This window comes from Streptomyces sp. RKAG293, assembly GCF_023701745.1.
Taxonomy (GTDB): Bacteria; Actinomycetota; Actinomycetes; order Streptomycetales; family Streptomycetaceae; genus Actinacidiphila.
In genome coordinates this window covers 866252-893193 of record NZ_JAJOZB010000001.1, presented here as the reverse complement: position 1 = coordinate 893193, position 26942 = coordinate 866252, and the positions used below count along the sequence as shown (strand labels likewise).

26 protein-coding genes and 1 pseudogene are annotated in these 26942 nt (G+C 71.4%); 11 read left to right on the top strand and 16 right to left on the bottom strand.

Features of this window, described 5'->3' with window-relative positions:
- Positions 1-207: 207 nt before the first annotated feature.
- Positions 208-1419: pseudogene (locus tag LNW72_RS03910) on the bottom strand (discoidin domain-containing protein); the annotation flags it as partial.
- A 456-nt stretch (positions 1420-1875) separates the two neighbouring features.
- Complete coding sequence (locus LNW72_RS03905) at positions 1876-2535, bottom strand: DedA family protein (protein WP_250974046.1); 660 nt, start codon at positions 2533-2535, stop codon at positions 1876-1878.
- Between the two features lie 391 nt (positions 2536-2926).
- On the opposite strand from LNW72_RS03905, the gene LNW72_RS03900 reads away from it, so the two are divergent.
- On the top strand, positions 2927-3763 hold the full coding sequence (locus tag LNW72_RS03900) for an SMP-30/gluconolactonase/LRE family protein (RefSeq protein ID WP_250980008.1): 837 nt from the start codon (positions 2927-2929) through the stop codon (positions 3761-3763).
- Positions 3764-3828: 65 nt separating this feature from the next.
- Positions 3829-4422, top strand: a complete 594-nt coding sequence (locus LNW72_RS03895; RefSeq protein ID WP_250974045.1) for a GNAT family N-acetyltransferase — start codon at positions 3829-3831, stop codon at positions 4420-4422.
- 102 nt (positions 4423-4524) lie between these two features.
- On the opposite strand, the gene LNW72_RS03890 is transcribed toward LNW72_RS03895, so the two are convergent.
- The 3 genes from LNW72_RS03890 to LNW72_RS03880 all read right to left on the bottom strand — a co-directional run bounded on the left by LNW72_RS03890 (position 4525) and on the right by LNW72_RS03880 (position 5690).
- Positions 4525-4770 carry a hypothetical protein gene (locus LNW72_RS03890; protein WP_250974044.1) on the bottom strand — a complete coding sequence of 82 codons (246 nt, stop codon included), beginning with the start codon at positions 4768-4770 and terminating at the stop codon, positions 4525-4527.
- Between the two features lie 66 nt (positions 4771-4836).
- A complete protein-coding gene (locus LNW72_RS03885) occupies positions 4837-5418 on the bottom strand; it encodes a GNAT family N-acetyltransferase (RefSeq protein ID WP_250974043.1) in 582 nt (193 codons plus the stop codon).
- Between the two features lie 59 nt (positions 5419-5477).
- Positions 5478-5690 (bottom strand): hypothetical protein, encoded by a 213-nt coding sequence (locus LNW72_RS03880; RefSeq protein ID WP_250974042.1) that lies wholly within the window; start codon positions 5688-5690, stop codon positions 5478-5480.
- A gap of 69 nt (positions 5691-5759) precedes the next feature.
- On the opposite strand from LNW72_RS03880, the gene LNW72_RS03875 reads away from it, so the two are divergent.
- Positions 5760-5906 (top strand): hypothetical protein, encoded by a 147-nt coding sequence (locus LNW72_RS03875; RefSeq protein WP_250974041.1) that lies wholly within the window; start codon positions 5760-5762, stop codon positions 5904-5906.
- A 123-nt stretch (positions 5907-6029) separates the two neighbouring features.
- On the opposite strand, the gene LNW72_RS03870 is transcribed toward LNW72_RS03875, so the two are convergent.
- From LNW72_RS03870 to LNW72_RS03860, 3 genes are all read right to left on the bottom strand, one after another.
- Positions 6030-6470: a GNAT family N-acetyltransferase gene (locus tag LNW72_RS03870; RefSeq protein WP_250974040.1), complete on the bottom strand. Its 441-nt coding sequence runs from the start codon at positions 6468-6470 to the stop codon at positions 6030-6032.
- 125 nt (positions 6471-6595) lie between these two features.
- Positions 6596-8119 (bottom strand): chitinase, encoded by a 1524-nt coding sequence (locus LNW72_RS03865; protein ID WP_250974039.1) that lies wholly within the window; start codon positions 8117-8119, stop codon positions 6596-6598.
- Positions 8120-8381: 262 nt separating this feature from the next.
- Complete coding sequence (locus LNW72_RS03860) at positions 8382-8831, bottom strand: helix-turn-helix domain-containing protein (RefSeq protein ID WP_250974038.1); 450 nt, start codon at positions 8829-8831, stop codon at positions 8382-8384.
- A gap of 128 nt (positions 8832-8959) precedes the next feature.
- Between LNW72_RS03860 and LNW72_RS03855 the strand changes: the two genes are divergently transcribed.
- The 4 genes from LNW72_RS03855 (at position 8960) to LNW72_RS03840 (ending at position 12556) form a co-directional block, all read left to right on the top strand.
- Positions 8960-10144, top strand: a complete 1185-nt coding sequence (locus LNW72_RS03855; RefSeq protein ID WP_250974037.1) for a thiolase family protein — start codon at positions 8960-8962, stop codon at positions 10142-10144.
- Positions 10145-10248: 104 nt separating this feature from the next.
- Positions 10249-10941, top strand: a complete 693-nt coding sequence (locus LNW72_RS03850; RefSeq protein ID WP_250974036.1) for a hypothetical protein — start codon at positions 10249-10251, stop codon at positions 10939-10941.
- 59 nt (positions 10942-11000) lie between these two features.
- On the top strand, positions 11001-12080 hold the full coding sequence (locus tag LNW72_RS03845) for a dihydrodipicolinate reductase (protein WP_250974035.1): 1080 nt from the start codon (positions 11001-11003) through the stop codon (positions 12078-12080).
- The gene (locus LNW72_RS03840) at positions 12077-12556 is read left to right on the top strand and encodes a carboxymuconolactone decarboxylase family protein (RefSeq protein WP_250974034.1); all 480 of its coding nucleotides are present in this window, start codon (positions 12077-12079) and stop codon (positions 12554-12556) included. The genes LNW72_RS03845 and LNW72_RS03840 overlap by 4 nt, the downstream gene beginning before the upstream one ends.
- 156 nt (positions 12557-12712) lie before the next feature.
- Here the strand turns inward: LNW72_RS03840 and LNW72_RS03835 are convergent, their stop codons facing one another.
- Positions 12713-14341, bottom strand: a complete 1629-nt coding sequence (locus LNW72_RS03835) for a GMC oxidoreductase (RefSeq protein WP_374117397.1) — start codon at positions 14339-14341, stop codon at positions 12713-12715.
- Positions 14342-14568: 227 nt separating this feature from the next.
- Between LNW72_RS03835 and LNW72_RS03830 the strand changes: the two genes are divergently transcribed.
- Complete coding sequence (locus tag LNW72_RS03830; protein ID WP_250974032.1) at positions 14569-14991, top strand: hypothetical protein; 423 nt, start codon at positions 14569-14571, stop codon at positions 14989-14991.
- On the opposite strand, the gene LNW72_RS03825 is transcribed toward LNW72_RS03830, so the two are convergent.
- Both LNW72_RS03825 and LNW72_RS03820 read right to left on the bottom strand, forming a co-directional pair.
- The gene (locus LNW72_RS03825) at positions 14939-15799 is read right to left on the bottom strand and encodes an alpha/beta fold hydrolase (protein ID WP_250974031.1); all 861 of its coding nucleotides are present in this window, start codon (positions 15797-15799) and stop codon (positions 14939-14941) included. The genes LNW72_RS03830 and LNW72_RS03825 overlap by 53 nt on opposite strands.
- A gap of 219 nt (positions 15800-16018) precedes the next feature.
- Entirely contained in the window at positions 16019-17164 is a 1146-nt protein-coding gene (locus LNW72_RS03820; protein WP_250974030.1) for a putative Ig domain-containing protein, read from the bottom strand.
- Positions 17165-17396: 232 nt separating this feature from the next.
- Here LNW72_RS03820 and glsA point away from each other — a divergent pair, with 232 nt between their 5' ends.
- Positions 17397-18311 carry a glutaminase A gene (gene glsA, locus LNW72_RS03815; RefSeq protein WP_250974029.1) on the top strand — a complete coding sequence of 305 codons (915 nt, stop codon included), beginning with the start codon at positions 17397-17399 and terminating at the stop codon, positions 18309-18311.
- Positions 18286-18525: a proteinase inhibitor I78 gene (locus LNW72_RS03810; RefSeq protein ID WP_250974028.1), complete on the top strand. Its 240-nt coding sequence runs from the start codon at positions 18286-18288 to the stop codon at positions 18523-18525. The genes glsA and LNW72_RS03810 overlap by 26 nt, the downstream gene beginning before the upstream one ends.
- A 59-nt stretch (positions 18526-18584) precedes the next feature.
- Here LNW72_RS03810 and LNW72_RS03805 read toward each other — a convergent pair whose 3' ends face one another.
- The 3 genes from LNW72_RS03805 to lpdA all read right to left on the bottom strand — a co-directional run bounded on the left by LNW72_RS03805 (position 18585) and on the right by lpdA (position 23475).
- Positions 18585-21308, bottom strand: coding sequence for a LuxR family transcriptional regulator (locus LNW72_RS03805; RefSeq protein WP_250974027.1), 2724 nt, complete (start codon positions 21306-21308; stop codon positions 18585-18587).
- Between the two features lie 192 nt (positions 21309-21500).
- Positions 21501-21890, bottom strand: a complete 390-nt coding sequence (locus tag LNW72_RS03800; protein WP_250974026.1) for a response regulator — start codon at positions 21888-21890, stop codon at positions 21501-21503.
- A 178-nt stretch (positions 21891-22068) separates the two neighbouring features.
- Entirely contained in the window at positions 22069-23475 is a 1407-nt protein-coding gene (gene lpdA, locus LNW72_RS03795) for a dihydrolipoyl dehydrogenase (protein ID WP_250974025.1), read from the bottom strand.
- 336 nt (positions 23476-23811) lie between these two features.
- Between lpdA and LNW72_RS03790 the strand changes: the two genes are divergently transcribed.
- On the top strand, positions 23812-25305 hold the full coding sequence (locus LNW72_RS03790) for a hypothetical protein (protein ID WP_250974024.1): 1494 nt from the start codon (positions 23812-23814) through the stop codon (positions 25303-25305).
- Between the two features lie 45 nt (positions 25306-25350).
- Here the strand turns inward: LNW72_RS03790 and LNW72_RS03785 are convergent, their stop codons facing one another.
- Complete coding sequence (locus LNW72_RS03785) at positions 25351-26364, bottom strand: NAD(P)/FAD-dependent oxidoreductase (RefSeq protein ID WP_250974023.1); 1014 nt, start codon at positions 26362-26364, stop codon at positions 25351-25353.
- Positions 26361-26930 carry an isoprenylcysteine carboxyl methyltransferase family protein gene (locus LNW72_RS03780; protein ID WP_250974022.1) on the bottom strand — a complete coding sequence of 190 codons (570 nt, stop codon included), beginning with the start codon at positions 26928-26930 and terminating at the stop codon, positions 26361-26363. Before LNW72_RS03780 ends, LNW72_RS03785 begins: the two co-directional genes overlap by 4 nt.
- Positions 26931-26942 lie beyond the last annotated feature (12 nt).

The window sequence follows — 26942 nt, the reverse complement described above, 5'->3', positions numbered from 1 at the left end:
GTTGAGCCAGACCTCGTAGTGGGCGGTCCCCGCGACGCCGGCCCAGGAGAGCGCCGGCCGGCGGGTGTTCGTGACCATGGCCTTGTCCGCGGGCGCGGCCAGCGCGAACTGGTTCACCGTGGCCGGTGCCTTGGTGGGTCCGGAGAGCAGCGGCGGGGTGGCGGTGGACGTGTCGACCGTGCCGAGAACCTGGAACTCCCACAGCGAGTAGCCGTAGCCGGTGGCGCGGGCGGTGCCGGTCAGCCGGACGTAGCGGCCCTTGCCGCTGACGGTGAGGTTCTCGACGCCGCCCTTGCCGCTGGTCGTGCTGTAGAGCGGCGACCAGGTGGTGGCGTCGTCGGACACGTCGAGGTGGTAGCCAGTGGCGTAGGCGGACTCCCAGTTCAGCGAGATGCCGCTGACCGTGGCCCGGCCGCCGAGGTCGACCTGCAGCCACTGGTTGTCGGTGTACAGGCTGGACCAGCGGGTGTTGGTGCGCCCGTCCAGCGCCGCCGCGGGAGCGTTGGCGCCCTCCCACGAGGAGGCCGAGACCTGTTGGTACGCGGAGATGACCGCGCCGCCCGGGTCGCCCGGATCACCGGGGCCTCCGGAACCGCCGGTGTGCACCGCGAACTCCCACAGCGAGTAGCCGTAGCCGGTGGCGCGCGCCGTGCCGTACATCCGGACGTAGCGGCCGGTGCCGCTGACCGTCAGGTTCTGGGTTCCGCCGCCGCCGGCGGCGGTGGTGTAGAGGGTGGTCCAGTTGCCGGTACCGGTGTCGGAGACCTGGATCTGGAAGCCCGTGGCGTACGCCGTCTCCCAGGTCGGCGAGACCTGGCAGACGTCCTGTACGGAGCCGAGGTCGACCTGCAGCCACTGCGGGTCGGTGGCGGCGCTCGACCAGCGGGTTCCCACGTTTCCGTCGACCGCCGCTGCTGCCGGTGTACCGCCGTTCTCGGTCGACGACGCGGTCGCCGGACGGTTCAGGGCGGCGTTGTCGGTGCCGCAGGTGCCGGGCTGCGTGCCGCCGCCGGTTCCGTAGACCTGGAACTCCCACAGGGAGTAGCCGTACCCGGTCGCCCGGGTGGTCCCGTACAGGCGGACGTAGCGCCCGGAGGCGGTCACGTCGAGGGTCTGGTGGCCGCCCGGGCCGGTGGTGGTGGAGTAGGCGTCGGTCCAGGTGGTGCCGTTGCCGGAGACCTGGATCCGGAACGCCGTGGCGTAGGCGGCCTCCCAGTTGAGGGCGATCTGGGTGATGTCCTGGGTGGAGCCGAGGTCGACCTGCAGCCATTGCGGGTCGGCGACGGCGCTCGACCAGCGGGTTCCGGCATCGCCGTCGACCGCCGCCGATGCGGGGGTGCCCGCGTTCTCCGTCGAGGACGCGGTCGCGGGCTTGCCCTGCGACAGCAGGGTGGTGGCCGCGTTTGCGGTGACGTTCATGGCGCCGAGGGCGCCGCCGGTCGCGAGGACCGCCGCGAGAACCACCGCGATCAGCCGTCGGCGCCGTGCGAGGTGGTGAAGGAGGAGAGACAGGAGGCTCATGCACATCTCCGTGGGGTGGGGTGTGATGCCTCTTGCCACCGCCACGCCGTCATGAGCCCGACGACGGTGCGGCGGCTGTGGGCTGGTTCGGCCTGCTACTGCGGGCTGTTGTGGGTTCGGATAATGACGCCATGAGTGCTGGAGAGCGCTCTCCCGGGGGAGTTTCTTCCAATGCCCGAACACTGTCAACAGATTCGACAGACCCCGCGCCGAGCCGGGCACCGCCGGCGGACCGGAGGGATCTTCACCGTCGAGACGCGGGGGCGCCGTGGGCCGGGCTGCGACGGGTCACCGGGGGCGGCCACCAGGGCCGGTCATCGGGACGGGTCGTCGGGACAGGTCACCGGGGGCCCGTCACCGGGACCGGGAACGTCCACGGGCCTCGAACAGCAGCGGAAGGAGCGAGACGGCGACGATCAGCGCGACGATCAGCAGCAGGTAGCGCTCGATGCCCGGTACGGCGTTCCCCAGCCAGTAGCCGGCCAGCACGAGGCTCTGCGACCAGGCCAGGCCCCCGACGATCTGCCAGAGGGTGAACGTGCGCACCGGCACCTTCAGCGCGCCCGCCAGCGGGCTCAGCACCGTACGGACCACGGGGATGAAGCGGCCGATCACGATCACCTTGCGGTATCCGTAGCGGCGCAGCAGCTCGTCCGAGCGGGACACCGCCGACTTCAGCCGTTCGTTCCGGCTGCGGGCCAGCGCCGCGCGACCGCCGTGCCGCCCCAGGAGGAAGCCGACCTGCGCGCCGGCGATCGACCCGACGGCGGCACAGAGGAGCACCTGCCACAGGGACAGGTGCGGACCTGATTCGACGCCGCCGGCACAGAGCACTCCGGCGGGGAAGAGCAGGGTGTCGCCGGGCAGGAAGAAGCCGACCACCAGCAGACCCGATTCGGCGAAGACCACCACCAGCACGGCCAGTGCGCCGAAGGCCGCGAGAAGGGAGGCCCCGCTCGTCGGGTCGACCGCCATGAGCGCCCAGCTCATGGCGTCCCGGCTGGAGGGCGCCATACATCCGCGTGTCGTCCTGCACGGGAACTGAACACATCTTGAACGGTACCCGCGCGGTGGGGGGTCGGCCCGGCGAGGACCTGGCCCGGGGGAGCGTCCACGGCCATCGACGGTTACGCCGCGTCATCGCGCCAAGGGGCTCGCACACTCGCCTGACCGGCTCCGCAGACAGCGCAGAGCTGCGGATTCGTAGGCCGGAAGCGGGCTGGCGGACCCTCGTCATGGACCCGCCGCCGGTGCGTCACGAGGCTGCTCATGCCCTGGCGCTACGGACGGTGACGCGGGCACCGCAACCGGCTGTTCGGGGAGTGTCGATTCGGCCGGGCCCCGTTCGTATGGAGGGTGGGACGCCGGCGGGCCGTGTCGGCGCGGACGAAGGGCTGTGAGACGGATGAACGAGGTGCGGACGCTGCTTTCCGGGCGGGGGCTGCTCGAGTCGCCGCGCTGGCACGGTGACCGGTTGTACTTCTCCGACTGGTCCGCGGGCGAGGTCGTCGCCGTGGACCTCCAGGGCCGCAGCGAGGTGATCGCCCGCGTGAAGTCCCTGCCGCTCTGTACGGCCTGGCTCCCGGACGGCCGGCTGGTGATCGTCTCGTCCCCCGATGGACTGCTGCTGCGCCGGGAGCCCGATCAGTCGCTGGTGGTCCACGCGGAGCTGGGCATGCCGGGATGGAACGACATCGTGGTGGACGGCCGAGGCAACGCCTACGTCAACCGCGTCGGTTTCGATCCGCTGGCCGGCGAGGCGGTCGAACCCGGGTTCGTCTTTCTGGCGGCGGCGGACGGGTCGGTGCGCCAGGTGGCCGACGACATCATGTTCCCCAACGGGATGGCGGTGACGGCCGACAACTCCACCCTGATCGTCGCGGACTCGTACCGGCACGGCCTGGTGGCTTTCGACATCGGCGCGGACGGCGGGCTGTCCGGCCGGCGCGTCTGGGCCGACCTCGGCGAGGGCACCCCCGACGGCATCTGCACCGACGCCGAGGGCGCGGTCTGGTACGCCGATGTGCCCGGCAGGCGATGCGTGCGCGTCGCCGAGGGCGGTGAGGTGCTGCGGGTCGTCGAGCTGGACCGCGGCGGCTTCGCCTGCGCGCTCGGCGGACCGGACGGGACGACGCTGTTCATGGTGGCGGCGGAATGGCGGGGCATGTCCGAACTGGTGGCTCCGGGCAGCGGTCAGGTGCTCGGTGTCGAGGTCGACGTGCCGGGGGCGGGCTGGCCGTGAGGCGGGGCCCGTGCGCGGCTCACGGTGCAGCGAGGGCCCTGAACGGTGCTGGAAGAATGCCGCCCATGCCCTTTCTGGTCGCTCCCGCGATACCCACCGGTGCTCTCGCCGCCTCCGGCCAGCCGGTTCTGCCGGTCGGCGCCGACGCGTCCCTCCGCCCCTGGCTGCTCGCCGACGCCGAGGCCGTGCGGGACGCGTTCCAGGATCCGTCGATCCAGCGCTGGCATGTGCGGCGAGCCGATTCCGTGGACGAGGCGCGGGAGTGGATCAGAGGGTGGCAGAGCGGTTGGCGGGACGAGAGGGAAGGGCACTGGGCGATCGTCGATGCCACGAGTGACGCGCTGCTGGGCCGTATCGCCCTGAAGTCCCTGGCCTTGGCGGACGGCAAGGCCGAACTCGCCTACTGGACGGTGCCGTCGGCACGCGGTGGTGGGCTCTGCCCCCGCGCGGTCACGGTGCTGACGCGCTGGGCGCTGGGGGAGGGCGGGTTCCACCGCATCGAGCTGCAGCACTCGACCGCCAATCAGGCGTCGTGCCGGGTGGCGGTCAAGGCCGGTTTCGAGGAGGAGGGAATCCGCCGCGGAGCGGCGCTGCACGCCGACGGCTGGCATGACATGCACTTTCACGCCCGTGTCCGGCAGGACCGTCAGCCGTCATGACGTCGAAAATCCGCGCCACCGGCCGGACCGTGCGAAGGCCGGGCCGGTACGGGGTGGACCGGGTACGGGTTGGGCCGGGTGCGGGGTGGGCCGGAGGCTTTCTCAGGCCTGGTCGAGGAAGCGGACGGACCATGCGTAGCCGCTGGTGCTGCCGGAAGGGACCTGGCGGACTTCCGTCACCCGGCAGCCGTCATGGGCGTACTTGCGGGCGAACCGGTCCAGGCGCTGCGCCTCGTCGAGTGCTTCCATGGACAGGGGAGCGCCCACGACGAGGTCCTCGTGCAGCGTCGCTCCGTCGGTGGCGTCGGTGGAACAGGTACGGCACTGGTGCGTTGCGGGTAGGGGCATGGCTCCAGTGTGCGCCCGATGTGCCGCATAGCCCGCATGCATGCCGTCAGCGGACCCGGGGGAACGTCACCAGAGCTTGTCGATCTCGCCCGGGTACAGCTCGATGCGGGAGTGGGCGAACGCATCCCGCGCCTGCCGTCCCGCGGTCGAGAAGAAGTCCGCCATGGTGATCTTGCCGAAGCCCGGCTGGTCGCTCGGAAAGGGAGCCTGCGGCGTTCCTCCGACGAGCACGGCCCCGGGGAGCAGCTGCCAGCCGGCGCTCTCGTAGAACGCCTGGAGCGGCCGGTCGCAGGTGAACAACCCCAGGTCCAGGCCCTGAGCGGGCATCGCCTCCCGGGCGGCGGCCACCAGGCGCCGGCCATGGCCGTGACCGCGCGTGGCCTGGCGCGACACCACCGTGCTCAGCCCGCCCACGGCATGGCGCCGACCCGCGTGGACGATCTCCTTGGACAGGATGTCCAGCGCGGACAGCACCGTGCCGTCCGCCACGAGCAGCATCGACAGCGGCCGAAGCGCTGGATCATGGGTCGGCGCCTCGGCGGGGACCGGCAGGGCATTCCCGGCCGGCCACGCCTGGTGCTGGAGCTCCAGCACCTGGACACGCAGCTCGGACGGGGTGGCCTCTTCGGGGAACGACAGGATCTGCACCTGCTGATTCTGTTCACGCCGCGCGCAAACGCAAGCCTCCGCCCGGGAGCGGGATCCGGTCAGGGCTGCGTGGAGCCCCGGGTGTCCAGCGTCAGCGTGAGGTGGTGAACCGCGCGGTGAGGGACCGAGATGGCGTGGTACTCGCTGTAACGCACGGCGGGACCCGCACGGAAGTGCAGGCGCAGCAGTTCCTCGATGGCGGCGACCGTCGCTTCGTCGGCCGCCTCGATGCTCACGTTGCCCTGTCCGTCGGGAAGCTCGTGTGTCCTCATGCCTCTGTTGTAGGCCGACTCCGCCGGCGGCGCCCGGTGGGGTGAAACGGCCGTCGCTGGACTGCTCCGGTGAACGCACTGCGCGGAGCGGCTCCGGGGCGTCGTGGTGTGCTCCTGCTCGGCATGGTGGCCGTTCTCGCGGCCTGCGGTTCCTCGGTGGAGAACGCGGACCGGGACAAGGTCCGGTCGGAGGAGCGTCCTTCGACCTCGAGATGACGCGGGACAACTACCCGGGTGCGTTCTACCTGGACCCGGCGTCGGACAGGGTGTGTTTCGACACGATGAACCCGAGCGTCGCCATCGACGCCGTGCCGTGAGCCCGAAAGCATTGACGCCTGGTCAGGACAGCCTCAGCGTGATGTAGGCGATGGTGTCGCCCGGCAGCACGTACCTCTCGAATTCGACGAATCCGTGCGCCAGCGCGAACCGCAGCCCGTCCGGGTTGGACGCCAGGACGATGGTCTCGATCACCTCGGCGCCCAGCTTCCGCGCCTGGACGAGCCCCTCCGCGTAGATCTCCCCGCCGAACCCCTGCCCGCGGTGAGCGGGCAGCACTCGGGCGATCACCGTCGCCGTCGAGGTGTCGTCCGCGGGCGGGCGCACCGTCGAGCAGCCCACCAGAACGTCGCCGAGATACGCGACGTCCAACCGGTTGCGCCGCACGCGTTCGCGCACGTCGTCGAGGGACAGCGGGCCGGTCGGGATGATCAGGTTGTGGACGTGCTGCCAGTCCTCGACGGCGGCCTCGCCGCCGACCTGTTCGATGCGGAGCTTGGACATCGGAACAGGAAATCGCACGCCTCACGGGGCGTCAATCACCCCGGGTGGTTCGGCCCCGGACGTGGTGCTGCCCGGCAGGATGCGACATCCGCCGGGCAGCACCACGTGTGACTGGGTTGTCGGGATCAGCAGGCGCCGAGGTCCTGCCAGACGCCCCATTCGCCGGTGGTGCCGGGCTCCTCGCCCGTGGTCCACCACTTGGCCTTCCAGGTGTGGCCCTTGTGGGAGACCTGCATGCCGTTGGTGTAGACGGCGCCGGTGGCCCAGGCGGCGGCGGTGCACTGGTGGCCCGTCCCGCCGGTGACGGTCAGGGTGTAGGTCGCCGTGTGGCTGCCGGAGGTACCGGAACCGGTGACGCTGATGGTGTACGTACCCGACACGGTCGCCGTGGTCGTCGCGAGGGTGAGCGCCGAGGAGCCGCCCGCCGTCACCGAGGTGGGACTCAGCGAGGCGGTGACACCCGCGGGGGCCCCGCTGACGGTGAGGCCGACGGTCTGCGCCTGGCCCGCCGTCACCGCGGTCTTCACCGTGCTGGTGGCCGAACCGCCCGCGACCACGGACCCGGAGGCGGGGGTGGCCGTCACCGAGAAGTCGTTGGCCGGGGTCGTGGTACCGCTGGTGAAGGGCGCGAAGATGTGGGTGAAGTCCCAGGTGTTCTGCTGGATGCCGGAGCAGTTGTCGGCGGCCGCGCCGCCCGGGCAGCCGCCGTTGTCACGCTGCAGTGCCCAGAACGAGAGGGTGTTGATCCCCTTGGAGACCGCCCAGTTGTAGACCTGGGTGGCGTTGGCCACCGTGAAGGTCTCGGCCGGCCCGAAGTCGTCGACGCCCGGCATCTCGGTGATGCCGACCATGGCCCAGAGCTGGGCGGCCGTCTTGGCCGGGTAGAGCCTCGCGAGCTGGTTGTACAGGCCAGTGGCGGCGGTCTGGGTGTCGTTCGCCATGTTGTGGGTGGCGTTGTCGTAGTAGTCGAACGTCATGAGGTTCGCGACGTCGACCCGCGCGCCGTTGGCGACCGCGTTCTGCAGCACCGCGAGCCCGGTCGCGCCGAGACCGCTGGTGGTCGTGGGGAGTGTGTAGGAGACCTCGACCTTGCGGCCGTTGGCGGCCGCCCAGTCCTGGACGAGCTTGATGGCCTTGTTCCGCCGGTCGATGCCCGCGGTGTTGTCCAGCGAGTCGACCTCGACGTCCATGTCGAGCCGCGAGATGTCGTAGGTCGTGATGACCTTCTCGTACGCGGCGGCGATCTGGTTGACGTCGGTACAGCTGTCGGCGATCTCGGTGCCGGTGCTGTCGGCGGTGTAGCCGCCGAACGAGGGGATGACGTCGCCGCCCCTGCCCTGGATGGTCTTGATGTCGGCGCCGAAGTTGGCGGCGGCGATCGGCATCCCGCTGTCGCCGTTCCAGTACACCGTGCAGGAGCCCTTGGTCGCCGCCTGGATGAACGCCATCGTCAGGTGCTTCGCACCGGACTGGGCGGCCAGGGCGGCGGGGCTCTCGCCGGTCCATGCCTCGAAGTAGGGGGCGAAGACGTGGGCCGGCAGGGGAGTGGCCGCCTGAGCCGTGCCGCCGCTGAGCGCGGCCAGGCCAACGGCGGCCACAGCGGTGACGGTCGCGGTGAGGACCGCGCGGAGGGAGCGCATGCTTCTCATGCTTGTCCAAGCTGTGAGGGGGGTGACCGCCAATTCCCTTGGTGCGGGGCGGCTTTGAGTATGGGACCCCTTGAGCAGGCGGCATGTCAATGGTCTGGACCAAGATAGGACTAGACCAATATCCGAAGAGGCTCACCTCCCGCCAGCCCAGCAGGTGCTCCGCGCACTGAACCACCTCCGGGCGCCACCGCAGGTTGGCCGGAACGGCATGCGTACGGGCCGGCTTCCGCGGTCACGGAAGCCGGCCCGTACGGGAGGCGGGTCAGGCCGCGCCCTCGGCGCTCCAGCCCGGGACCTGGAACCGGGCGGTGAGGTCGGTGCTGCGCACTTCCTCGCCGCAGTCGCGGCAGACGACGGCGGGATCGAGGTCGGCGCCGCAGGAGTGCTGGAAGACGGTCGGGGGCAGGTCCGTCAGATGCTGGTCGCCCCAGTGCATCAGCATGAGGAGCACCGGGCGCAGGTCGCGGCCGGCCTCGGTCGCGACGTACTCGAACCGGGGCGGCCGCTCGTTGTAGAGGCTCTTCTCCAGGACGCCCACCTCCACCAGGCGGCGCAGCCGCGCGGCGAGGATGTCGCGCGGGGCTCCGGTGTTGCGGGCGATGGCGTCGAAGCGCCGGACGCCGAAGAAGACCTCGCGCAGCACCAGCAAGGAGTACTTCTCGCCGATCATGCCGAGCGCGTCGGCGATCGAGCACGGGCGCGATGTGGTCATACGGCCAGCCTAGACCAGGTGGGTTTGCGAATCCAACCTATGGCGCTATGGTGAATCCAGTTTTCCAACTAACTGATCGCGCCCGAGAGCTGCTGCCAGAGCTCTCGAGAGTTGAGGAGGCGACCGCCATGCGCGACGCCGTCATCGTCGAAGCCGTCCGCACGCCGATCGGAAAGGGCCGGCCGACGGGCACGCTCGCCGGTGTGCACCCGGTCGAGCTGCTCGCCCACACCCTGCGCACTCTCATCGACCGCGCCGGCGTGGATCCCGCGCTCGTCGACGACGTGGTCGGCGGCTGTGTCGACCAGGTGGCTGAGCAGGCCATGAACACCACCCGTTACGCCTGGCTGTCGGCCGGGTTCCCGGAGTCCGTGCCGGCGACCACGGTTGACCGTCAGTGCGGCTCCTCGCAGCAGGCCGTGCACTTCGCGGCCCAGGGAGTTCTCGCCGGGGCCTACGACCTGGTCGTGGCCTGTGGCGTCGAGTCGATGAGCCGGGTGCCGATGTGGTCCAACGTGCCCGCGGGCGCCGACCCGTTCGGCCCCGGGATCGCCGCCCGCTACCCCGACGGGCTCGTCCCGCAGGGCATCAGCGCCGAGCTGATCGCCGCGAAGTGGTCCATCAGCCGCGATCAGATGGACGCCTTCGCCACCACGTCCCACCGTCGCGCGGCCGCCGCCCACGCCGACGGTCGCTTCGCCGCCGAACTCGCCCCCGTCACCACGGAGACCGGTGTGGTCGACACCGACGAATCCGTCCGTCCCGGCACGACGCCGGAAGTGCTCGCCGGCCTCCGCCCGTCCTTCGCCGACCCCGCCTTCGCCGAGCGGTACCCGCAGATCAACTGGTCGGTGACGGCCGGAAACAGCAGCCCGGTCAACGACGGCGCCTCCGCCGTCCTGATCACGTCCAGCGAAACGGCCGCCCGGCTGGGACTGCGGCCCAAGGCCCGGCTGCACAGCTTCGCCGTCACGGGCTCGGACCCGCTGATGATGCTGACCGGAGTCATCCCCGCCACCGAGAAGGTGCTGCGCCGGTCCGGACTCGGACTGGACGACATCGATCTGTTCGAGGTCAACGAGGCCTTCGCCAGTGTGGTCCTGGCCTGGCTGCAGGAGACCGGGGCCGACCCCGCCAAGGTGAACGTCAACGGTGGCGCCATCGCGCTCGGCCACCCGCTCGGCGCCAGCGGCACCCGCCTCATGACCACCCTCGTCAACGCCATGGGGCAGCGGGGCGCGCGGTTCGCCCTGCAGACCATGTGCGAGGCGGGCGGACTCGCCAACGCCACCATCCTGGAGGCGCTCCAGTAGCCGGTGGCTCCGTGACGAGCGCGGTTCGCCGCCGGCCGGGGGCGTCCGGGCGCCCGTGCACGTCGCCGCGATCATGCACCCCGTTCATCTGGGAAGCTTCGGACATGAAGCCAACCGATGCCACGACCGAGGCCACGCGCTCCGCGGCGGAGATCCGCGAGTACCTGGTCGGGCGGCTGAACGCCGCCCTGCCCCGGCCGGAGATGTTCGGCGGGGAGATCGCCCTGCGGACCCTGCTCGACCACCTGGCCTTCGTGGACGACCGCGAACAGGCCTGGGGGGACGAGAACCAGGCGCTCCGGGCGAGTGGCGCGTTCCAGGCCACCGGTGTCATCGGCGGTTTCGCCCTGCTGCTGCCGGACCACCGCGACCAGAAGGCCGCGGCCTCCGTCTACGCCGAGTTCGCCCATCGCAACGGCTGGCTGGAGCTGGACCGGGCGCTCACGCCCGAGGAGTACCAGGCGCTGCGCGGCGAGGTGCCCGCCTGGTGCGCGGAGAACAAGTGGTTCACCGATGTCGTCGAGTCGTTCGGGCCGCCCTCGCTGCTCATCGGCGGTACGAACCCACAGTTCTCGAAGACGCTGGGCTACGCCACCGAGCGCCCCGAGGATCCGATGGTCTTCTTCCACCTGTGGAACGGGACCCGGCCGGGAAACCCGCCGGGGGGAGCGCCGATGTACGGCCAGCCGGTCGTGATGGCGGTGCGCCGCGCCGACGGCGGCGACGGCCCGTTCGCCGGCACGTTCACCTTCACCCCGGAGGGCGCGCACCGCAGGCCGCCGGCGCAGGAATACTGATCAGGCACGGGATCGCGTGACCCTATGAACTGTTGATGGCCCTTGCTACCCTCCGCCGCATGATTTCCACGGTTGTCTGGGGCACCGGAAATGTCGGCCGCGCGGCCGTCCGTGCCGTCGAGGCCCACCCGGCGCTGAAACTCGTGAACGTGCTTGTCCACAACCCCGAGAAGGTCGGCCGCGACGCGGGCGACCTCGGCGGGCTCGACCATCAGTTGGGCGTCGCGGCGACCGACGACATCGAAGCGGTGCTGGCCGCCGGTCCCCAGGCAGTGGTGTACGCGGCATCCGGCGACATCCGCCCCGACGAGGCCCTCGACGACATCGTCCGGGCGCTCCGGGCCGGGGCCGTGGTCGTCAGTCCCGCGCTGTATCCGCTCTACGACCACCGCAACGCCCCGCCGGAATTCCGCGACCCGGTACTGGCCGCCATCGCGGAGGGCGGCGGCTCACTGTTCGCCTCCGGTGTCGACCCGGGCTGGGGCAACGACGTCCTGCCCCTGCTGATCAGCGGACTCGGCACCACCATCGATGTGATCCGCTGTCAGGAGATCTTCGACTACTCCACCTACGAGCAGCCCGACTCGGTCCGCTACCTCGTCGGCATGGGCCAGCCGATGGAGTACGAGCCGCTGATGCTGATGGAGACGATCCCCACCATGGTGTGGGGCGGTCAGATACGGATGATGGCCAGAGCACTCGGCGTCGAACTCGACGAGATCCGCGAGACGATGGCCCGGCGGCCGCTCGAGACCACCGTGACCACCAGGACGATGGGCGAGTTCGAAGCCGGCACCCAGGGCGCGGTGCGGTTCGAGGTGCAGGGCATCGTCGAGGGCGAGGCCCGCATCGTCATCGAGCACGTCACCCGAATCCACCCGTCCTGCGCACCGGACTGGCCGACGCCGCCCGACGGCACCGGCGCACACCGGGTGATCATCGAGGGCCGGCCGCGCATCGAGGTCACCATCGAGGCCAGTGACGAGGGCGAGAACCGGTCCGCGGGCGGGAACGCCACCGCGGTCGGCCGGCTCGTCGGCGCCATCGACTGGCTCGTGGACGCGGAGCCCGGAATCTACGACGCACTCGACGTCCCACTGCGTCCCGCAGTCGGCAAACTCGGAAGGAAGCAACGATGAACATCGACATCCCCGAGGGTCAGGAGCCGATCGGGTACGTGTGGGGCGACATGGTCCCCGGCATCGGGATGGCCGCGGCGAACTTCTCGCTGTCGGTGTACGCCCACACCACCCTGGGACTGCGTGAGTTCGAGGCCGCCAGGCTGCGGATCGCGCAGATCAACGGGTGCCTGTTCTGCCTCGACTGGCGCACCGACCGGGACGGGGAGAAGGTCGAGGAGGAGTTCCCCGACGCGGTGACCGAGTGGCGCACCACCGACGCGTTCGACGACCGCACCCGCCTCGCCGCCGAGTACGCCGAGCGCTACGCCCTGGACCACCACGGCCTCGACGACGAGTTCTGGGACCGGATGACCGCGCACTACAGCCAGGTCGAGATCGTGGAGCTGAGCATGAGCATCGGCTCCTGGCTGGCGTTCGGCCGGCTCAACCACGTACTGGGCCTCGACGCGGTGTGCGTGCTGCCCACGGGTTGAGGTGTTCCGGGGCCGCCCGGTGCGACCGGCCGGCCCCGGATTCGCGCATACCCCGTAGGAGGGACTTTCCGTCGTCTCCTACGGGGCGGGCTGCCGCGTCGGGCCGTCGCGCCGGTCGGTCGCATGCGGCCGTCGCATCATGCCGTCGCACCGGGGCTACAGGTCGGTGGCGATGATCTTCTCGATGTTCCGTTCGGCGAGTGCCGTGATGGTGACGAACGGGTTGACGCTGGTGTTGCCGGGGATCAGCGCGCCGTCGATGACGTACAGGCCGGAATAGCCGTGCAGGCGGCCGTAGTTGTCGGTGGCCTTGTTCAGCACCGCGCCGCCGAGCGGGTGGTACGTGAGGGTGTCGTTCCAGATCTTGTAGACGCCGAACAGGTCGGTCCGGTAGATCGTCCCCTCCTTCGCGTTGATCTTGTCGAAGATCGTCTTGGCCATGTCGATGGACGGCTGCTTCCAGGCGGTCTGCCAGTCCAGGTCGACCCGGTTGGCGCCGGCGTTCCAGGTGAACGTGCCGCGGTTCGGGTTCTTGGTGATCGACAGGTAGAACGAGGCGAACGTCTCGATCCCGGTCGGCAGCGGCGCGACTTCGGCGAACGCTCCACCGGCGGCCCAGTTGTCGATGCCCCCGCAGGGGATGGTCGCCTGGAGCGAGCCGGTCGGGTCCCAGATGTGGTTGGCCCGGCCGCACATCACGTTGCCGTTGTCGCCCCAGCCCTTGCCGATCTCGCTGTTGAGGTTGGGCAGTGCGCCGGTGGCCTTGAGCTTGGTCAGCAGCTTGCTGGTGCCGACGCTGCCGGCCGCGAAGAACACCTTGTCCGCGGTCACGGTCTTGGTGACGGTGGTGTCGCCGTTGGTGTTGATCTGGTCGATGAGGACCGTGTAGCCGCCGCCGGAGGCCGGGGAGACCGAGGTGACCTTGTGCAGCGGCGAGATGGTGACCTTGCCGGTCGCCTTGATCTGGGCGATGTACGTCTTCTGGAGCGATTTCTTGCCGTAGTTGTTCCCGTACAGGATCTCGCCGGCCAGCGCCGACTTGGTCGCGGTGCCGGCCGCCTCCTGCTTCATGTAGTCCCAGTCGTATACGTCCGGCACGAAGACGAACGGGAAGCCGGAGCGCTGGGCCTGCTTGCGGCCGACCCGGGCGTACTGGTAGCAGTCGGTCGTGTCGAACCAGGCCGGGTCGATCATGCCGACGCCGAGCCCCGCGTTGGCGCGCGGGTAGTAGGTGTTGTACATCTCGTCGGCGTTCACCGACGGGAGGATGGCGCCGAAGTTCTCGCGCTTGGGGGTGACGGCCATACCGCCGTTGACCAGCGAACCGCCGCCGACGCCGCGGCCCTGGTAGACGGTGATGCCGCTGAAGTCCTCGGCGTCCAGGATCCCGGTGTAGCGGGGGATGCTCTTGTCGATCGGGATGCCGAAGAAGTTGCTGAGGGGCTGTTTGGTCTTGGTGCGCAGCCAGTAGGAGCGGTTGTCCGGCGAGGTCGTGTTGCAGAAGATCTTGCCGTCCGAGCCTGGGGTGTCCCAGGCCATGCCCATCTCGATCATTTGCACGTTGACGCCCGCCTGCGCGAGACGTAGGGCGGCTACGGAACCGCCGTAGCCGGTCCCGATCACCAGAACCGGAACGTGGGCGCCGTTGTCGATCACGGCGGCCGCGGGGGTGGCGGCAGCCTGGGCTGCGCTGACCCGTGCGGAGAGCGTCACGGCTCCAAGAATAGAACCTGTTCCAACGATGAACCGACGGCGTGAAACGCCCCCAGAACCGTTACCGCGCATGGTAGAGTCGCTCATGTGACGTTCCTCACTCTCGGTGGAATGGGAACAAGTTCTACTGTTACCAGCTTGTGAAGTCACGCCATACTTATGGGTAACTTCTCCCCGATCACCCAGCTGTGGCTCGGGGTCGGCGGCGCGCGTCCGCTCCGCAATCGGAAGATGTCGCCGTGCCCGGCGGCCGGCGCCGCGGACCGCGGCGGCATCCGGTGATCGTGGAAACCGTCGCTGTGAACACCACTGCCGACGACGGCTCATCGGAACGAACGGGCTACCGGCGATCGGCGGGCTCGCCGCGCGGCGAGGCCAGACGCCAGGAACTGCTCGACAGCGTCACCGAGGACCTCGCGGTCAACGGGCTCGTGGACTTCTCGCTGCGGCGTGCCGCGCGAGCGGCCGGCGCCACCCACAAAGTGCTGCTCCACCACTTCGACGGGGTAGACGACCTGCTCGTGCAGGCGATCGTCCAACTGCGGGAACGGCGGATCGCGAAGGCGTTCGCCGCGGCCTGCCGGGGGTCGACCCCAACCGCCTCGCGATCTGGGCCTTCTCGCTCTCCGGCGTCACGGACACCGGCGGCGACGGTCGTCGCCCGGCTCGTCACGGCGTTCCTGGACCGCCTCGGGCCAGGAACGCCTCGACGGTCCCGGTGAACTGCCGCGGGTCGTCGAGCCACGGGAAGTGGCCGGCGGCCGGCTGGACGGCCACTTCGGCCCGGGGGAACAACTCCGCGATGTCTGCGGCGACTCGGGGGAGCGGACCGCTGTCCCGTTCGCCCGCGAGGAGCAGGACTCCGGCGTCCGACGCGGCGATGGCGGCACGGGTCGCGGCAGGGTCGAACGCGCCGGAGGACGCGTAACGGTCCGCGGCTTCGTCATTGCTCTGCTCCACCTCGGCTGCGGCGTGTGCCTGAGCGGCGTTGTCCCAGCGGCCGTAGAAGAACGGGCTGATGGCATCCTGGTCGGCGTCGGTGGCGGAACCGGCCCAGACCCGTTCGTAGGCGTCGTGCGCGGCCCCGAACCACGGCTCGGCGGTGCGCAGGGCGGCGGCTTCCCGCCGGTGTTCTTCCGTGAAGTCGACACCGAGGGCGCGGGCCCGGGCGGTGATCAGAGTGAGGGTGCGGATGCGCCGCGGGTGTTGGGCGGCATGGAGGATCGCCAGGTCGCCGGCTGCCGAGTGCGCGAGAACGTCGACGCGTTCCAGACCGAGATGGTCGCGGAAGGCCTCGACATCGCCGACCTGCCGGTCGCAGCGGTACGAGGCCGGGTCGACGGGGACACCGGAGCCGCCGGTGCCGCGCAGGTCGAGCATGATCAGGCGGCGCAGCTTCGACAGCCCGCCGAGATCGCCGAGGTACGCGGACGCGCGCATGGGTCCACCGGGCAGACAGAGCAGCGGTTCGCCCTCCCCGACGACGTGATAGGCGAGTTCTGTCCCGTCGGGGGTGGCGAAAGTGGGCATGGCCCCATCCTCATCGCCGCGCGACGCCCGAGGCAAGCGGTTCGGCGTCGATGCGGAGCGCTGCGCAGGTAGGCGCCGGCGAGTTCGCGAAGCCTGGTCCCGTCTCCGCGCCCTGGAGCGTACGTCCGCTCGGTGCCAGGTCCCGTTCGGGGACACCCGTGGCGCCGCCACAGGGTGGGGTGACGGCGCCACGGTGTACTGCCGGCCGAGCCGCTGGGGTCACCAGCCGCTGACGGACCAGGTGAACGTGGCGCTGCCGCTGGGTCCGTTGGCCTCGGTGGCGGTGACGGTGGAGCGGTAGGTGCCGGCGGTGATGGGAGTGCCGGTGATCCTGCCGGTGGCGGCATCGATCGTCAGACCCGCGGGCAGACCGGCCGCGGCGAAGGCGAGCGGATGTCCGTCACTCGCCTTCGCCTGGACCGGGACCGGGAAGATCCAGAAACCGGCCCAGCTCGACTGGTTGCCGGGGTTGGTCACGGTGACGGTGTGTCCCGGGGTGCCCGCGACGACGAGCCGGACCCCGAGGTCGCTGAGGGCGTTGGACACGGGGTAGAAGCTGCTGATGGTGTCGCTGCCGCCGCTGACGAGTCCCAGCGCGGCCGAACCGTCGTACAGGCCGCCGCCGCTGTCCCCGGACTGAGTGATGTTTCCGGTCTGGATGAGGTGGTTGACGACGACGCCGTTGTCGTACGTGACGGTCTGGTCGACGGCCTTGACCGTGCCGCAGGTGACGCCCGACGTGGCTCCCTTCTTGCAGACCTGCTCGCCGACCCGGGCCGTGCCGACACCGGTGAAGGCGCCCGGATCCGGGGCGAGGGCGTTGGTCACCAGGCTGGCGTCGGTGCCGTTGGGGCCGACCTTGGACGTGGTGCCGATGAACTGGCCGTCCGGGGTCTGCCAGCCGTTGGCCGCCTTGCAGTGCCCGGCGGTGAGGACGAAGTTGTCGGTGCCGTTGGTGACGTTGAAGCCCATGGAGCACCAGCTGCCGGAATTGCCGACCACCTGGAGCTTGTCCCCGGTCGCGGTGCTCTGCTGCACCATGCGACCGGACGTGTGCTCCACGCGTACGAGGTTCCGGAGCGCGGCCGCCGTGTCCAGCAGCCGCGGCAGGCGTGGGCCGGTCGCGGCGTCGCTGACGGTGAGGACGACCTGCCCGGCCGAGGTGTCGATGCCCCACGAGGTGTTGGGTACGGCGGGCAGCGCGTCCAGCGTCCGCTTCGCGGCGGTGACCTGCTCGGACTGCTGCGGCGCCGGGTCGCCGATGGGTGACGCCGAAACGGTGGGGGCGGCGATCAGGACGAGGGATCCGGCCAGCAGGGTGCCGGCCAAAGTACCGGCGCCCAGGGTGCGTTGACGGAATTTCACTGAGGTTGGCCTCTCGCGTGGGGGTTGGTCCGGCCATGCTGGCCGCCCGGTGGGAGCGGGCCTATCGGGGGAATCCCTCGTTCTGAGGAACGGCCGCCGGTCGGCGGCGGGACGGGCGGACCGCGCGTCGGCCGCCGGCGTGACGAGGGTTTTCCCTGCTGCGCGGGGCGAGGCGGATCGGCAGGCTGAGCGGTGTCGCCGCAGTGGCGGTCGATGCGCTGGAGGGGGGCAGATGGATCTGCGAGGGATAGTGGACGAGGCGCACGGCGGGGCTGTCCGGCTGGTCGGAACGGGGCGGCAGGCACAGAGCGTTCCGTTGCTGGGCGAGGTGCCGCTGGACCGGCTGGGGGTGGCGCTGGCCACGGTGGACGGCGAGGTGATCGGTGCCGGTGACTGCCGGGAACCGTTCTCCGTGCAGAGTCTCTCCAAGCTGTTCTCGTTGGCCCTGGTCCTCGCTCATGAGGGCGAGAGCCTCTGGAAGCGGGTCCGCCGGCAGCCGTCCAGTCTGCGCTACGACGCGCTGGTCCAACTCGACGTGGATCACGGGGTGCCGCGCAACCCGTTCGTCAATGCCGGAGCCCTCGTTGTGGTCGACCGGCTGATGGCGGCGCGAGGGACGGGATCGGCCGCCGCCGTGCTGGAACTCCTCCGTACGGAATCCGGCAACCCCGCGATCCGGATCGACGGGCGGCTCGCCGCATCGGAACGGGGTGCCAGCCATCGCAATGCCGCCGCGGTGCTGTTGATGGCCTCGCACGGCAGACTGCAGCACGAGGTGACCGAACTGCTCGACCGGTACATCGACCAGTGCGCCATCGCCGCGTCCTGTGTCGATCTGGCGCAGGCGGGTCTGTTCCTGGCGCGGGGCGGCGTGCTCGGCTCCGGCAGGGCTCTGCTGTCGGAGCGCGAGGTGCGCCGGCTCAACGCCGTGGTGCTGACCTGCGGGACGTACGAGGCCGCAGGGGATGTGGCCTGCCAGGTGGGGGCTCCCGTCAAGAGCGGGATCGGCGGCGGCGTCATGGCGGTGTTCCCGGGACACGGCACGCTGTGCGCGTGGTCACCGGGTCTGGACGAGGCGGGCAACTCCGTCGCCGGCCTGGCCGTTCTGGAGGAGGTCGCCGATGCCACCGGCTGGTCCGTCTTCTGAGGACTCCGGCACGATCCCGCCGCCAGAACCGGCGGACGTCCCCGACGCGTACGCGGGTCTGCCGTCCGCGGTGGCGGAGCTCCGGGCCCGTGACCGTGGCTGGAACGTCGTGAGGATCCTCCCCGCCGGAGCGAGCGTCACCATGGAGCGGCAGGCCGGCCGGCTCAACTTCGAGGTCCGGGACGGTGTCGTACGACGCTGCTGGGCGGGCTGAACGGGTGGGCTGAACGCGTGGGCCGAACGCCTGGACCGAACGGGCGGGTGCCGCGCTGGTCAGGTGCGCAGGGCCGCGGCCAGCTGGGTGCGGGAGCGGATGCCGAGTTTGCGGTAGACACGGCTGAGGGTCGATTCGACGGTCTTGACGGAGACGAAGAGGGTCGCCGCGGCGTCATGGTTGGTCAGCCCCTGAACGACGAGGAGGACGAGCCGGTGCTCGGCCTCCGTCAGTGGCGGGGGAGTCGCGCCCGGGACGGCGCGGGTCCCTTCCAGGCGGGCCAGCAGGCTCCCGGTCAACGCGGTCCATGGCCGCGCCTGAGCCTGCTGGAACAGCTCCGTCGCGTTCCTCCATGCGGTGCGCGCCGCGGCCGGCCGGCGGCGGGCGCGTTCGAGCAGGCCCAGTGCCACCCGGGCCCGCCCCTCTTCGAGCGGCAGTCGCAGGCACCCGAACCGTTCTGCGGCCTCGTGCAGCATCGCGGCCGCGGAGTCGCAATCGCCGCGACGGGCGGCGCAATGGGCCTTCGCCCGTTGCAGTGCCGCGAACACTCCGGTGTCCGGGTACGCGGCGGTGATCCGGGTGGCCTCGGCCGCGCGCTCGTCCGCCTCGTCGAGCCGTCCGGTGGCAGCCAGCGCCTCGACCAGTTCCGGCTGCCATCGCAGGATCCGCGGGTCGGCCACCTGCTGTTGCCGCTCCAGGGCGGCCACCCGCTCCAGGGTGCGCGTCGCCTCGGCGGTACTGCCGGTGATCAGCTGAACCGTACCGAGCGCGAGAAGGCTCCGGGACGCGAAGATCATGTCGTGTTCCTCGTGCGAGGTCCGTGCCGCGCGTACCGCGAGTTCGGCGGCCCGGGTGAAGCTGCCCCCGGCGGTCTCCGCGAGCGCGGCGGTGTACCAGACCGGGCCCGGGGACAGCCCGGAAGCCACGCCTACCGCACGCGCCCGGTCGCTCCACTGCAAGGCCTGCGCGCAGGAGCCGGACCGGGCGTCGACCTCGGCCAGGCTGCGCAGCACCTCCTCCAGATCCGCCGCGTCGCCCTGCCGTTCAGCGACGCCGAGCAACTCCAGCAGCTGCGTTCTCGCCTCCGGCAGCCGGTCGTCGAAGACCGCATGACGGGCTGCCAGGTACTGCGGGCTGAAGCGCACACCCACGAGATCGACGGGGACGTCCAGGGCGAGCGCGTCACTCAGGGTGCGCTCGGCGGCGGGATCGTCGAGGATGCGCTCCATCCGGGCCCGCATCGTCAGCGCGACGGCCTCGGTCGCCGGATCGCGGCCCCTGCGTCCCAGTTCCGCGGCGCGCGCGGCGGCGGCGCGCGCCTTGTCCGGCCGGCCCTCGCACACGTTCGCCTTCACCGAGACGCGCATTTCCACCGCGGCCATCAGGGACGGATGCCCGTCGGCGGTGCTGGCCGCCTGGGACAGCACCTGGTCCAGCTCCTCCATGGCCTGACCCGCGGAGTCCACGACCGCCAGCAGCGCCGCGATCAACTCGGCCGGGCTGCCCCGGTTCACCCGGACCGCCGCGGCCACCTTCCCGGCCAGGTCGCTGCGCCCGGCGGCCGCGGCGTCGGTCGTTGCCGCGGCCAGCCGCGCCAGCCGGTAGGCCCGGTCGGACGGTGGGGTCCGCTGAGCGGCGAGGAGTTCCAGCTCCCCGGCCCAGGACCGCTGGCCCGCGCGACGGGCGTCGGCCGCCGCGGCCTCGATCTCGGTGGCCAGACCGGCGTCGAAGGCGTCCGCGGCCAGAGCGCGGTGCCAGATCGCCTCCACCGGGTCCTCGACCGCCCGGGCCAGCGCCTTGTGGGCGGCGCATCGCCGGCCGTCCCGCTGCTGTGACAGCACGGCGTCACGCAGCACGCTGCCGCGAAAGACGATGGAGCCGTCCGGCCCATGGGTCACGATTCCTGCCGCGGCGGCGAGCGCCAGATGCGCGTCCGCCCGCTCGCACCCGGCACGCCGCAGGATGGCGGACGACGGGTCGACGGCCAGCGCCGCCATCAGCAGGGTGGCGGCGACCGGCTCCGGCAGGGCGGCCAGCCACGGTGTGGCCGCGTGCGACGCGGAGGCCGCACCGACCGGTGCCGGACCGTGCGGCGCGTCCCGCAGTTCCCGTGCGACCGCGAGGGCCAGGCCGGGATTGCCGCCGGACATCGCGTGCACCCGGGCTGCCCAGCGGGCGGGGAGTGCGTGACGTTCCAGAAGGTGCGCCACCTGGTCGACGTCCAGTGGCGCGAGCTCGTACAAGACCGCTCCCGGTCCGCACACCCCCGAAGCCTGCGGCGGTGTCGCGCAGCGCCGGGTCACGGCGACCCGCAGGGTGCCGTGCGGCAGCGAGTGCAGGGCATGGGTCAGGGCCTGGGCGCTGTCGTGATCCATCCACTGGACGTCGTCGATCAGGAGGAACGTCCCGGACATCCGGGCCAGCACGTGCGCCAGCGCGAGGCGGACCGCCACCGGATCCATACCGCGCCGCGGGACGACACGGCGGCGCAGCAGCATGTCGACCGCCAGACGGAGCGGCCCGATGGGGAGCGGGAGGCCCAGCGGCTCGAGTGCGCGGAGCAGGTCGGTGAGTACCCCGTACGGGACGGGGGCGTCGTCCTCCCGCAGACGCAGTCGCAGGGTCCTGGCACCGCGCCCGGCGGCCGCGTCCGAGAGGGCGTCCAGCGACACCGTACGACCCGAACCCCGCACGCCCCACAAGACGGCGGGAGTCCCCACTTCCAGCCCGGCCTCCACCTGAGCCATGACCGGCCCGAGTCCCACCGGACCGTGTTGCGTCATGTCACACAGCCTTCCTCCCGAACCCGAACCCGGCCCCTGGACCCCTGACCTGCCGGCCGTCGGTGCGTCGCCCCCTGCGCGGCGGCGCCAGTCTCGGCCCGCTGCCGGTGCGCGTCAAGGAGTCGGACGGCGGGGGGACGCGCCGAGGCAAGAACGAGGGTTTTCCCTGCTCCGGGCCGACGGGAGGCCGCCCTACAGAGCGTCGGGGTCGCAGTTGCTCCGGCGGACGCCGATCGCCCGCAGGGCGTTCACGACGTCGGACGGCTCCGAGCCGCGCAGCAGGTGGACGGAACCCTTCACGGCCAGGTGGTGGGCGGGTTCCGCGCCGGTGAGGTGGGCGGCGACGATCACGACCGCCGGTGGCGGACTCAGGGTGCGGAGCTCCTGGCACAGGGCGAGCGGGTCGATGCCGTCGAGCCGGGCGTCGATGATCACGACATCCGTCAGCAGGGTCCGCGCCAGCGCCAGCACGGTGGCGTCGTCCGTCCCGTGCGCGATGACGCGGAAGTGCCGGTTGGCGTGGATCGCCGAGCGCATGTCGCTGGACGTGTCGCTGTCGTGCTCCATGAGCAGTACCGTCATCACGGTCTCATGGTGCGTCACCCGGCGGCCGAGCGCGCGGAGTGGAGCCGCGCAACGCCGTTCGGCCGCACCTGACGGCGGTCCGGCGGCGAGCGCCGCGAAGGGTCCGGCAGCACACTCACCGGACCCCCGCGACCAGGGGACCCGCGGGGACCCCCGGCCCCCGCGACCACCGCGATCAGAAGTTGATCATGTGCCCCGCCAGGCCGTGGACGGCCTCCTTGACCGCCTCGCCCAGCGTCGGGTGCGCGTGCACGTTGCGCGCCACCTCGTGGACCGTCAGGTCCCACTGCTGCGCCAGGGTCAGCTCCGGCAGCATTTCGGTGACTTCGGGGCCGATCAGGTGCGCGCCGAGCAGCTCGCCGTGGGTCCGGTCGCTGATCACCTTCACGAAGCCGACCGGGTCGCCGAGACCGTGGGCCTTGCCGTTCGCGGTGAAGGGGAACTTCACCACGTTGACGTCGAAGCCCTTCTCCCGGGCCTGGGCCTCGGTCCAGCCGAAGCTGGCGATCTGCGGCTGGCAGTAGGTGGCCCGCGGAATCATGGTGAAGTCGAGTTCCATGGTCTCGGCATCAGCGATGGTCTCGGCCGCGATCACCGCCATCGACTCCGCCGCGTGCGCCAGCATCAGCTTCGCGGTGACGTCGCCGATCGCGAAGATGTGCGGCACGTTCGTGCGGCCGCGGGCGTCCACGTCGATCGCGCCGCGCTCGGTCAGCCGCACACCGGTGGCCTCCAGGCCGTAGCCGGTGACGCGCGGCGCGAAGCCGATCGCCTGCAGGACCTTGTCGGCCTCCAGGATCTGCTGCTGTCCGTCGCGGGTGACGGTGACCCGCACCTTGGCCGCCGGGTCGCTGTCGTCGATGGACTCGACACGGGTGGACGTCAGGATCTCGATGCCCAGCCGCCGGTAGCGCTTGGCGAGCTCGGCGGAGATCTCGGCGTCCTCCAGCGGCACGACCCGGTCGAGGAACTCGACGATCGTGACCTTCACCCCGTAGTTGTGCAGCACGTACGCGAACTCGACGCCGATCGCGCCCGCCCCGGCGATGACGATGCTCTCCGGAAGCGTGTCGGTGAGGATCTGCTCCTCGTACGTCACGACCCGGTCGCTCAGCGCGGTGCCCGGCAGCAGTCGCGTCGTGGCCCCGGTCGCGACGATGCAGTGATCGAACGTCACCGTCTCGGTCCCGCCCGCCCGCAGCGTCACCTGCAGCGTGCGGTCGTCGACGAAGGTGCCCCGGCCGTCGTACTCGGTGATGCCGTTCTTCTTCATCAGGTAGTGCACGCCGGCGACGCGGCCGTCGGCGACCTTCCGACTGCGCAGGTACGCCTCCCGGTAGTCGAAGCTGACCTTGCCCTCGACCTTGATGCCGAAGGTCTTCGCCTCATGGGTGAAGATGTGCGCCAGTTCGGCGTTGCGCAGCAGCGCCTTCGACGGGATACAACCGACGTTCAGGCACACCCCGCCCCAGTACTTCTCCTCGATGACCGCCGCGCGCAGTCCGAGCTGGGTCGCGCGGACGGCGGCCGTGTATCCGCCCGGACCGGCGCCGAGGACCACGACGTCAAAATGTGTACTCATGATCCACACCCTAGACATCCGGGACCCGGTCCGAGCGGGCATCCGGGCAAGCGTGCCGTCTCTCACACGGGTCCGCCCGGGCCCCCGCGCGCCCGCCGGCCGAGGCCGGGGGAGGGCTGCGATGTCCCGCTGACAGGCGCTAACTCCGTATTGGCCGCGGTTTTACCGATTGGTGGTACATCATTCGGCGCTGAACCCTACGCTGGCCCCAAGCCCTCCAGCCGGCCTCGCTGACAGCGGTTCGCGCCAGGGGGCTGGGGAGGGGGCAGAACATGCAGTGGGGGGCCTACTCGCACGGCCGGCCGCCGCCGTCACAGGACCGGTAGGCGAGTGGACATGGGCATCTTCGCCGCGCGTGCCACCAAGCGACTCATCGAGTCCGACCTCGCACCGACGGGCAACTGGCTGGAACCGCCGTCCGACTGGCCCGCTGTCGACCGGGCCGATCTGCTCACCCTGGCGGCACTCCACACACTGACGCAGATCGACGTCGAGGACGCCACCTCCACCTGGGCCGCCGCGGGCGGCAAGGTCAACGTGGGCGAGGTGGCGGGCAAGAGCCTGCGCTCCCTGCTCCGCGTCGAGGGCGGCATCGACGGCGGCTGCAGGTTCGTGCTGGGCGCGGTCGACCCGGTCGGTGGGTTCGCCCGCGACTGGTCGCTCCAGGCCACCCCCGAGGCGGCGGGCGTGCGGCTCACCGTGCCGTCCTGCCGCACCAGGGAGGACACCCTGGTCAACGCCGACCTGTTCGCCTGGGTCCGCTCCGCTCACGCGCAGACGCTCTCCGACGGCCCTCCGCTGCGCCTCACGGACGGGCCGCCCCGGCTCGACGGCCTGGTCGAGTCGCAGGCCCTGCGGGCGCCGACCGTCTTCCACGACGCCTCGCCCTTCGCCGACGACTACGTGATGCCGCTGCCGAGCGCGTTCAGGGACGGTGTCCGCATCCTCGTCCCGGCGACGGAGCGGGAACCGCTCGTGGCACTGCTGCACGCGTGCGGGCTGCCCGTCGCCTCCGGGCCGGGCACGGACCAGGGCCTCTGCGTCGTGGACCTGGACGGGGGCCGTCCAGGACCGGCCGCCCGGCTGCGCCTGGTCGGCGGCCTTCCGGGCACGGACAGCGACGAACTGGTCATCGAACTCCCGCAGGAATCGGAGCTGGGCCGCCAGCGCACCTTCCGCGCCATGGTCTGCCTGCTGTGGCGCATCGCGGACCGCGGCCACGCCGTGTGCCCGCAGACGGTGCGGACCCTCGCCGGGTTTCTCGAGGACTGCGGCGTCGACCGCTCCGATCCCGGTCGCCAGGCCGTGTTCCGGCCCACCTGGAAGCCGGACCTGCCCCTCGGCGTGGTCCCGCTGCGACCGGGCACCCCGCTGCCGGTCGCGCTCTGCGTCCGCGGTCACGGGGATTCGCTGATGGAGTGTCTGGCAGCGGCCCAGACCTGGCTGGTGGTCAGGGAACGCACCTGGACCCGCGGGATGCGGGCGGCCTCCCGCCAGAACAACAGGATCTACTCGATGCGCCGGCCGGCGTTCCTCACCCGGGACGGGAACCGGCTGCCGTATCTGCGGTACGCCCACACGGGTGTCGCGGATGTGGAGACCGCGGTGCTGACCGGCGCGGACACGATGTGGTTCTGGGAGTGCGTCCTCAAGTCCTCCGTGGGTGCGGACGGCGTGCGCGAGAGCGTCCTGATGGTCGACGGGCTGAGCCAGACCGACGGCGTTCTGGGCTACGGGGCGGAACTGCTGCGACTGCTCGGCGCGTTCGCCCGACTGGTCCGATCCGTGGAACCCGCCGCCGAGATCCGGACCATCACCCTGGAGCTGTGAGCCGCTTCCCGGACCGCCGGCCGTGTCCACGCCGCCCGGACCGGGCTACCGCAGCACGTGCACCGCGGCCGAGAAGACGGCGGGCAGGCGGGAGGCGGCCGGGACGACCAGCCGCGCGGTGCGCGGGTGGCGGCCGGCCGTCAGCAGCGCTCCGGTCAGGAGACGGTGGCGCCGTGTCAGCCGCGCCCACGCCGCCTCGTACGCTTCCGGCCGTCCGCCTACCAGACTCCGCACCGCTGCCTCGGCGCTCCGCAGACCCAGCGCGATGCCCTCACCGGTGAGCGCGTCGGTGTAGCCCGCGGCGTCACCGACGAGCAGAATGCGGCCGGCCACCCGGCGGCGTACCCGCTGGCGCAGCGGCCCGGCGCCGCGTACCGCGGTCGCGGTCGCGTCGCGCAGCCGCGCCGCCAGCGCAGGAAAGGCGGCGAGGTGGTCGTCGTAGCCGCGCCGGCTGCGGCTCAGGACGGCCACGCCCACCAGGTCGTCGGCGACCGGCGTCACGTAGGCCTCGCCGTGGGCCGACCAGTGCACCTCGACGAAATCCGTCCACGGCTCCACCCGGTAGTGCCGGCGCAGCCCGTAGCGTCCCTCCGCGCGGTCCGGAAGGGCCAGCCCCAGGCCGCGGCGCACCGGGGAGTGCAGTCCGTCGGCGGCGATCAGCCACCGGGCCGTCATCCCCGCGGCGACCACGCGGTCCGCCGACTGGCGCACCTCGGAGACCTTGCCGGTCACCATCTCCACCCCGAGATCCCGGGCGCGTTGATGCAGTGCCGCGTGGAGGGTGGTGCGGCGGATCCCGAGCCCGGTGCCGCCGTGGAAGGCGGCCTCGGCCCGGCGGGTGGCGTCGAGGTAGCGGATACCGCGCAGTTCACGGCCGGCGACGTCGATGCCCAGCGTCCGCAAGGCGGCGACACCGCCCGGCATGACTCCTTCCCCGCATGCCTTGTCCACGGGAGCGGACCGGGGTTCCACGACGACGGCCCGCATCCCGGCGAGAGCGGCGTGCATGGCGGCGGCCAGCCCGGCCGGACCCCCGCCGGCCACTAGGACGTCGATCATGTCGTCGCGTCCAGGCCGGCGGCGGATCCCGGCGCCCCGGCCGGCGCCGCCTGCGGTCCGGCGGCGCCGGTCAGGGCCTCGTTCTCACAGCGCACACGCACGGCCAGCAGCGTGGCGTTCAGGACGGTGAAGGCGACCGCGGTGACCCAGGCGGTGTGCACCAGGGGCAGTGCCAGGCCTTCGGCGACGACGGCGACGTAGTTGGGGTGGCCGAGCCACCGGTAGGGGCCGCCGGTCACCAACGGCATCCCGGGAATGACGATCACGCGGGTGTTCCAGCGCGGCCCCAGGGTGCGGATGCACCACCACCGAAGGCCCTGAGCCGCCACCACCACGGCGAGCATCGGCCATCCCAGGGCGGGTACGAAGGGGCGGTCGGCGAGCCCCGCCTCGATCAGGCACCCGGCGAGCAGCGCGGTGTGCAGGGCGACCATGGCGGGGTAGTGACCCTGGCCGGCCACGACCGCTCCGCGGGACATGCTCCACCGCTCGTTGCGCCGGGCGACGACGAGTTCGGCGACCCGCTCGGCGGCGACCGCCGCCACCAACAGTGCGTACCAGATCATGCAGTCCTCCGA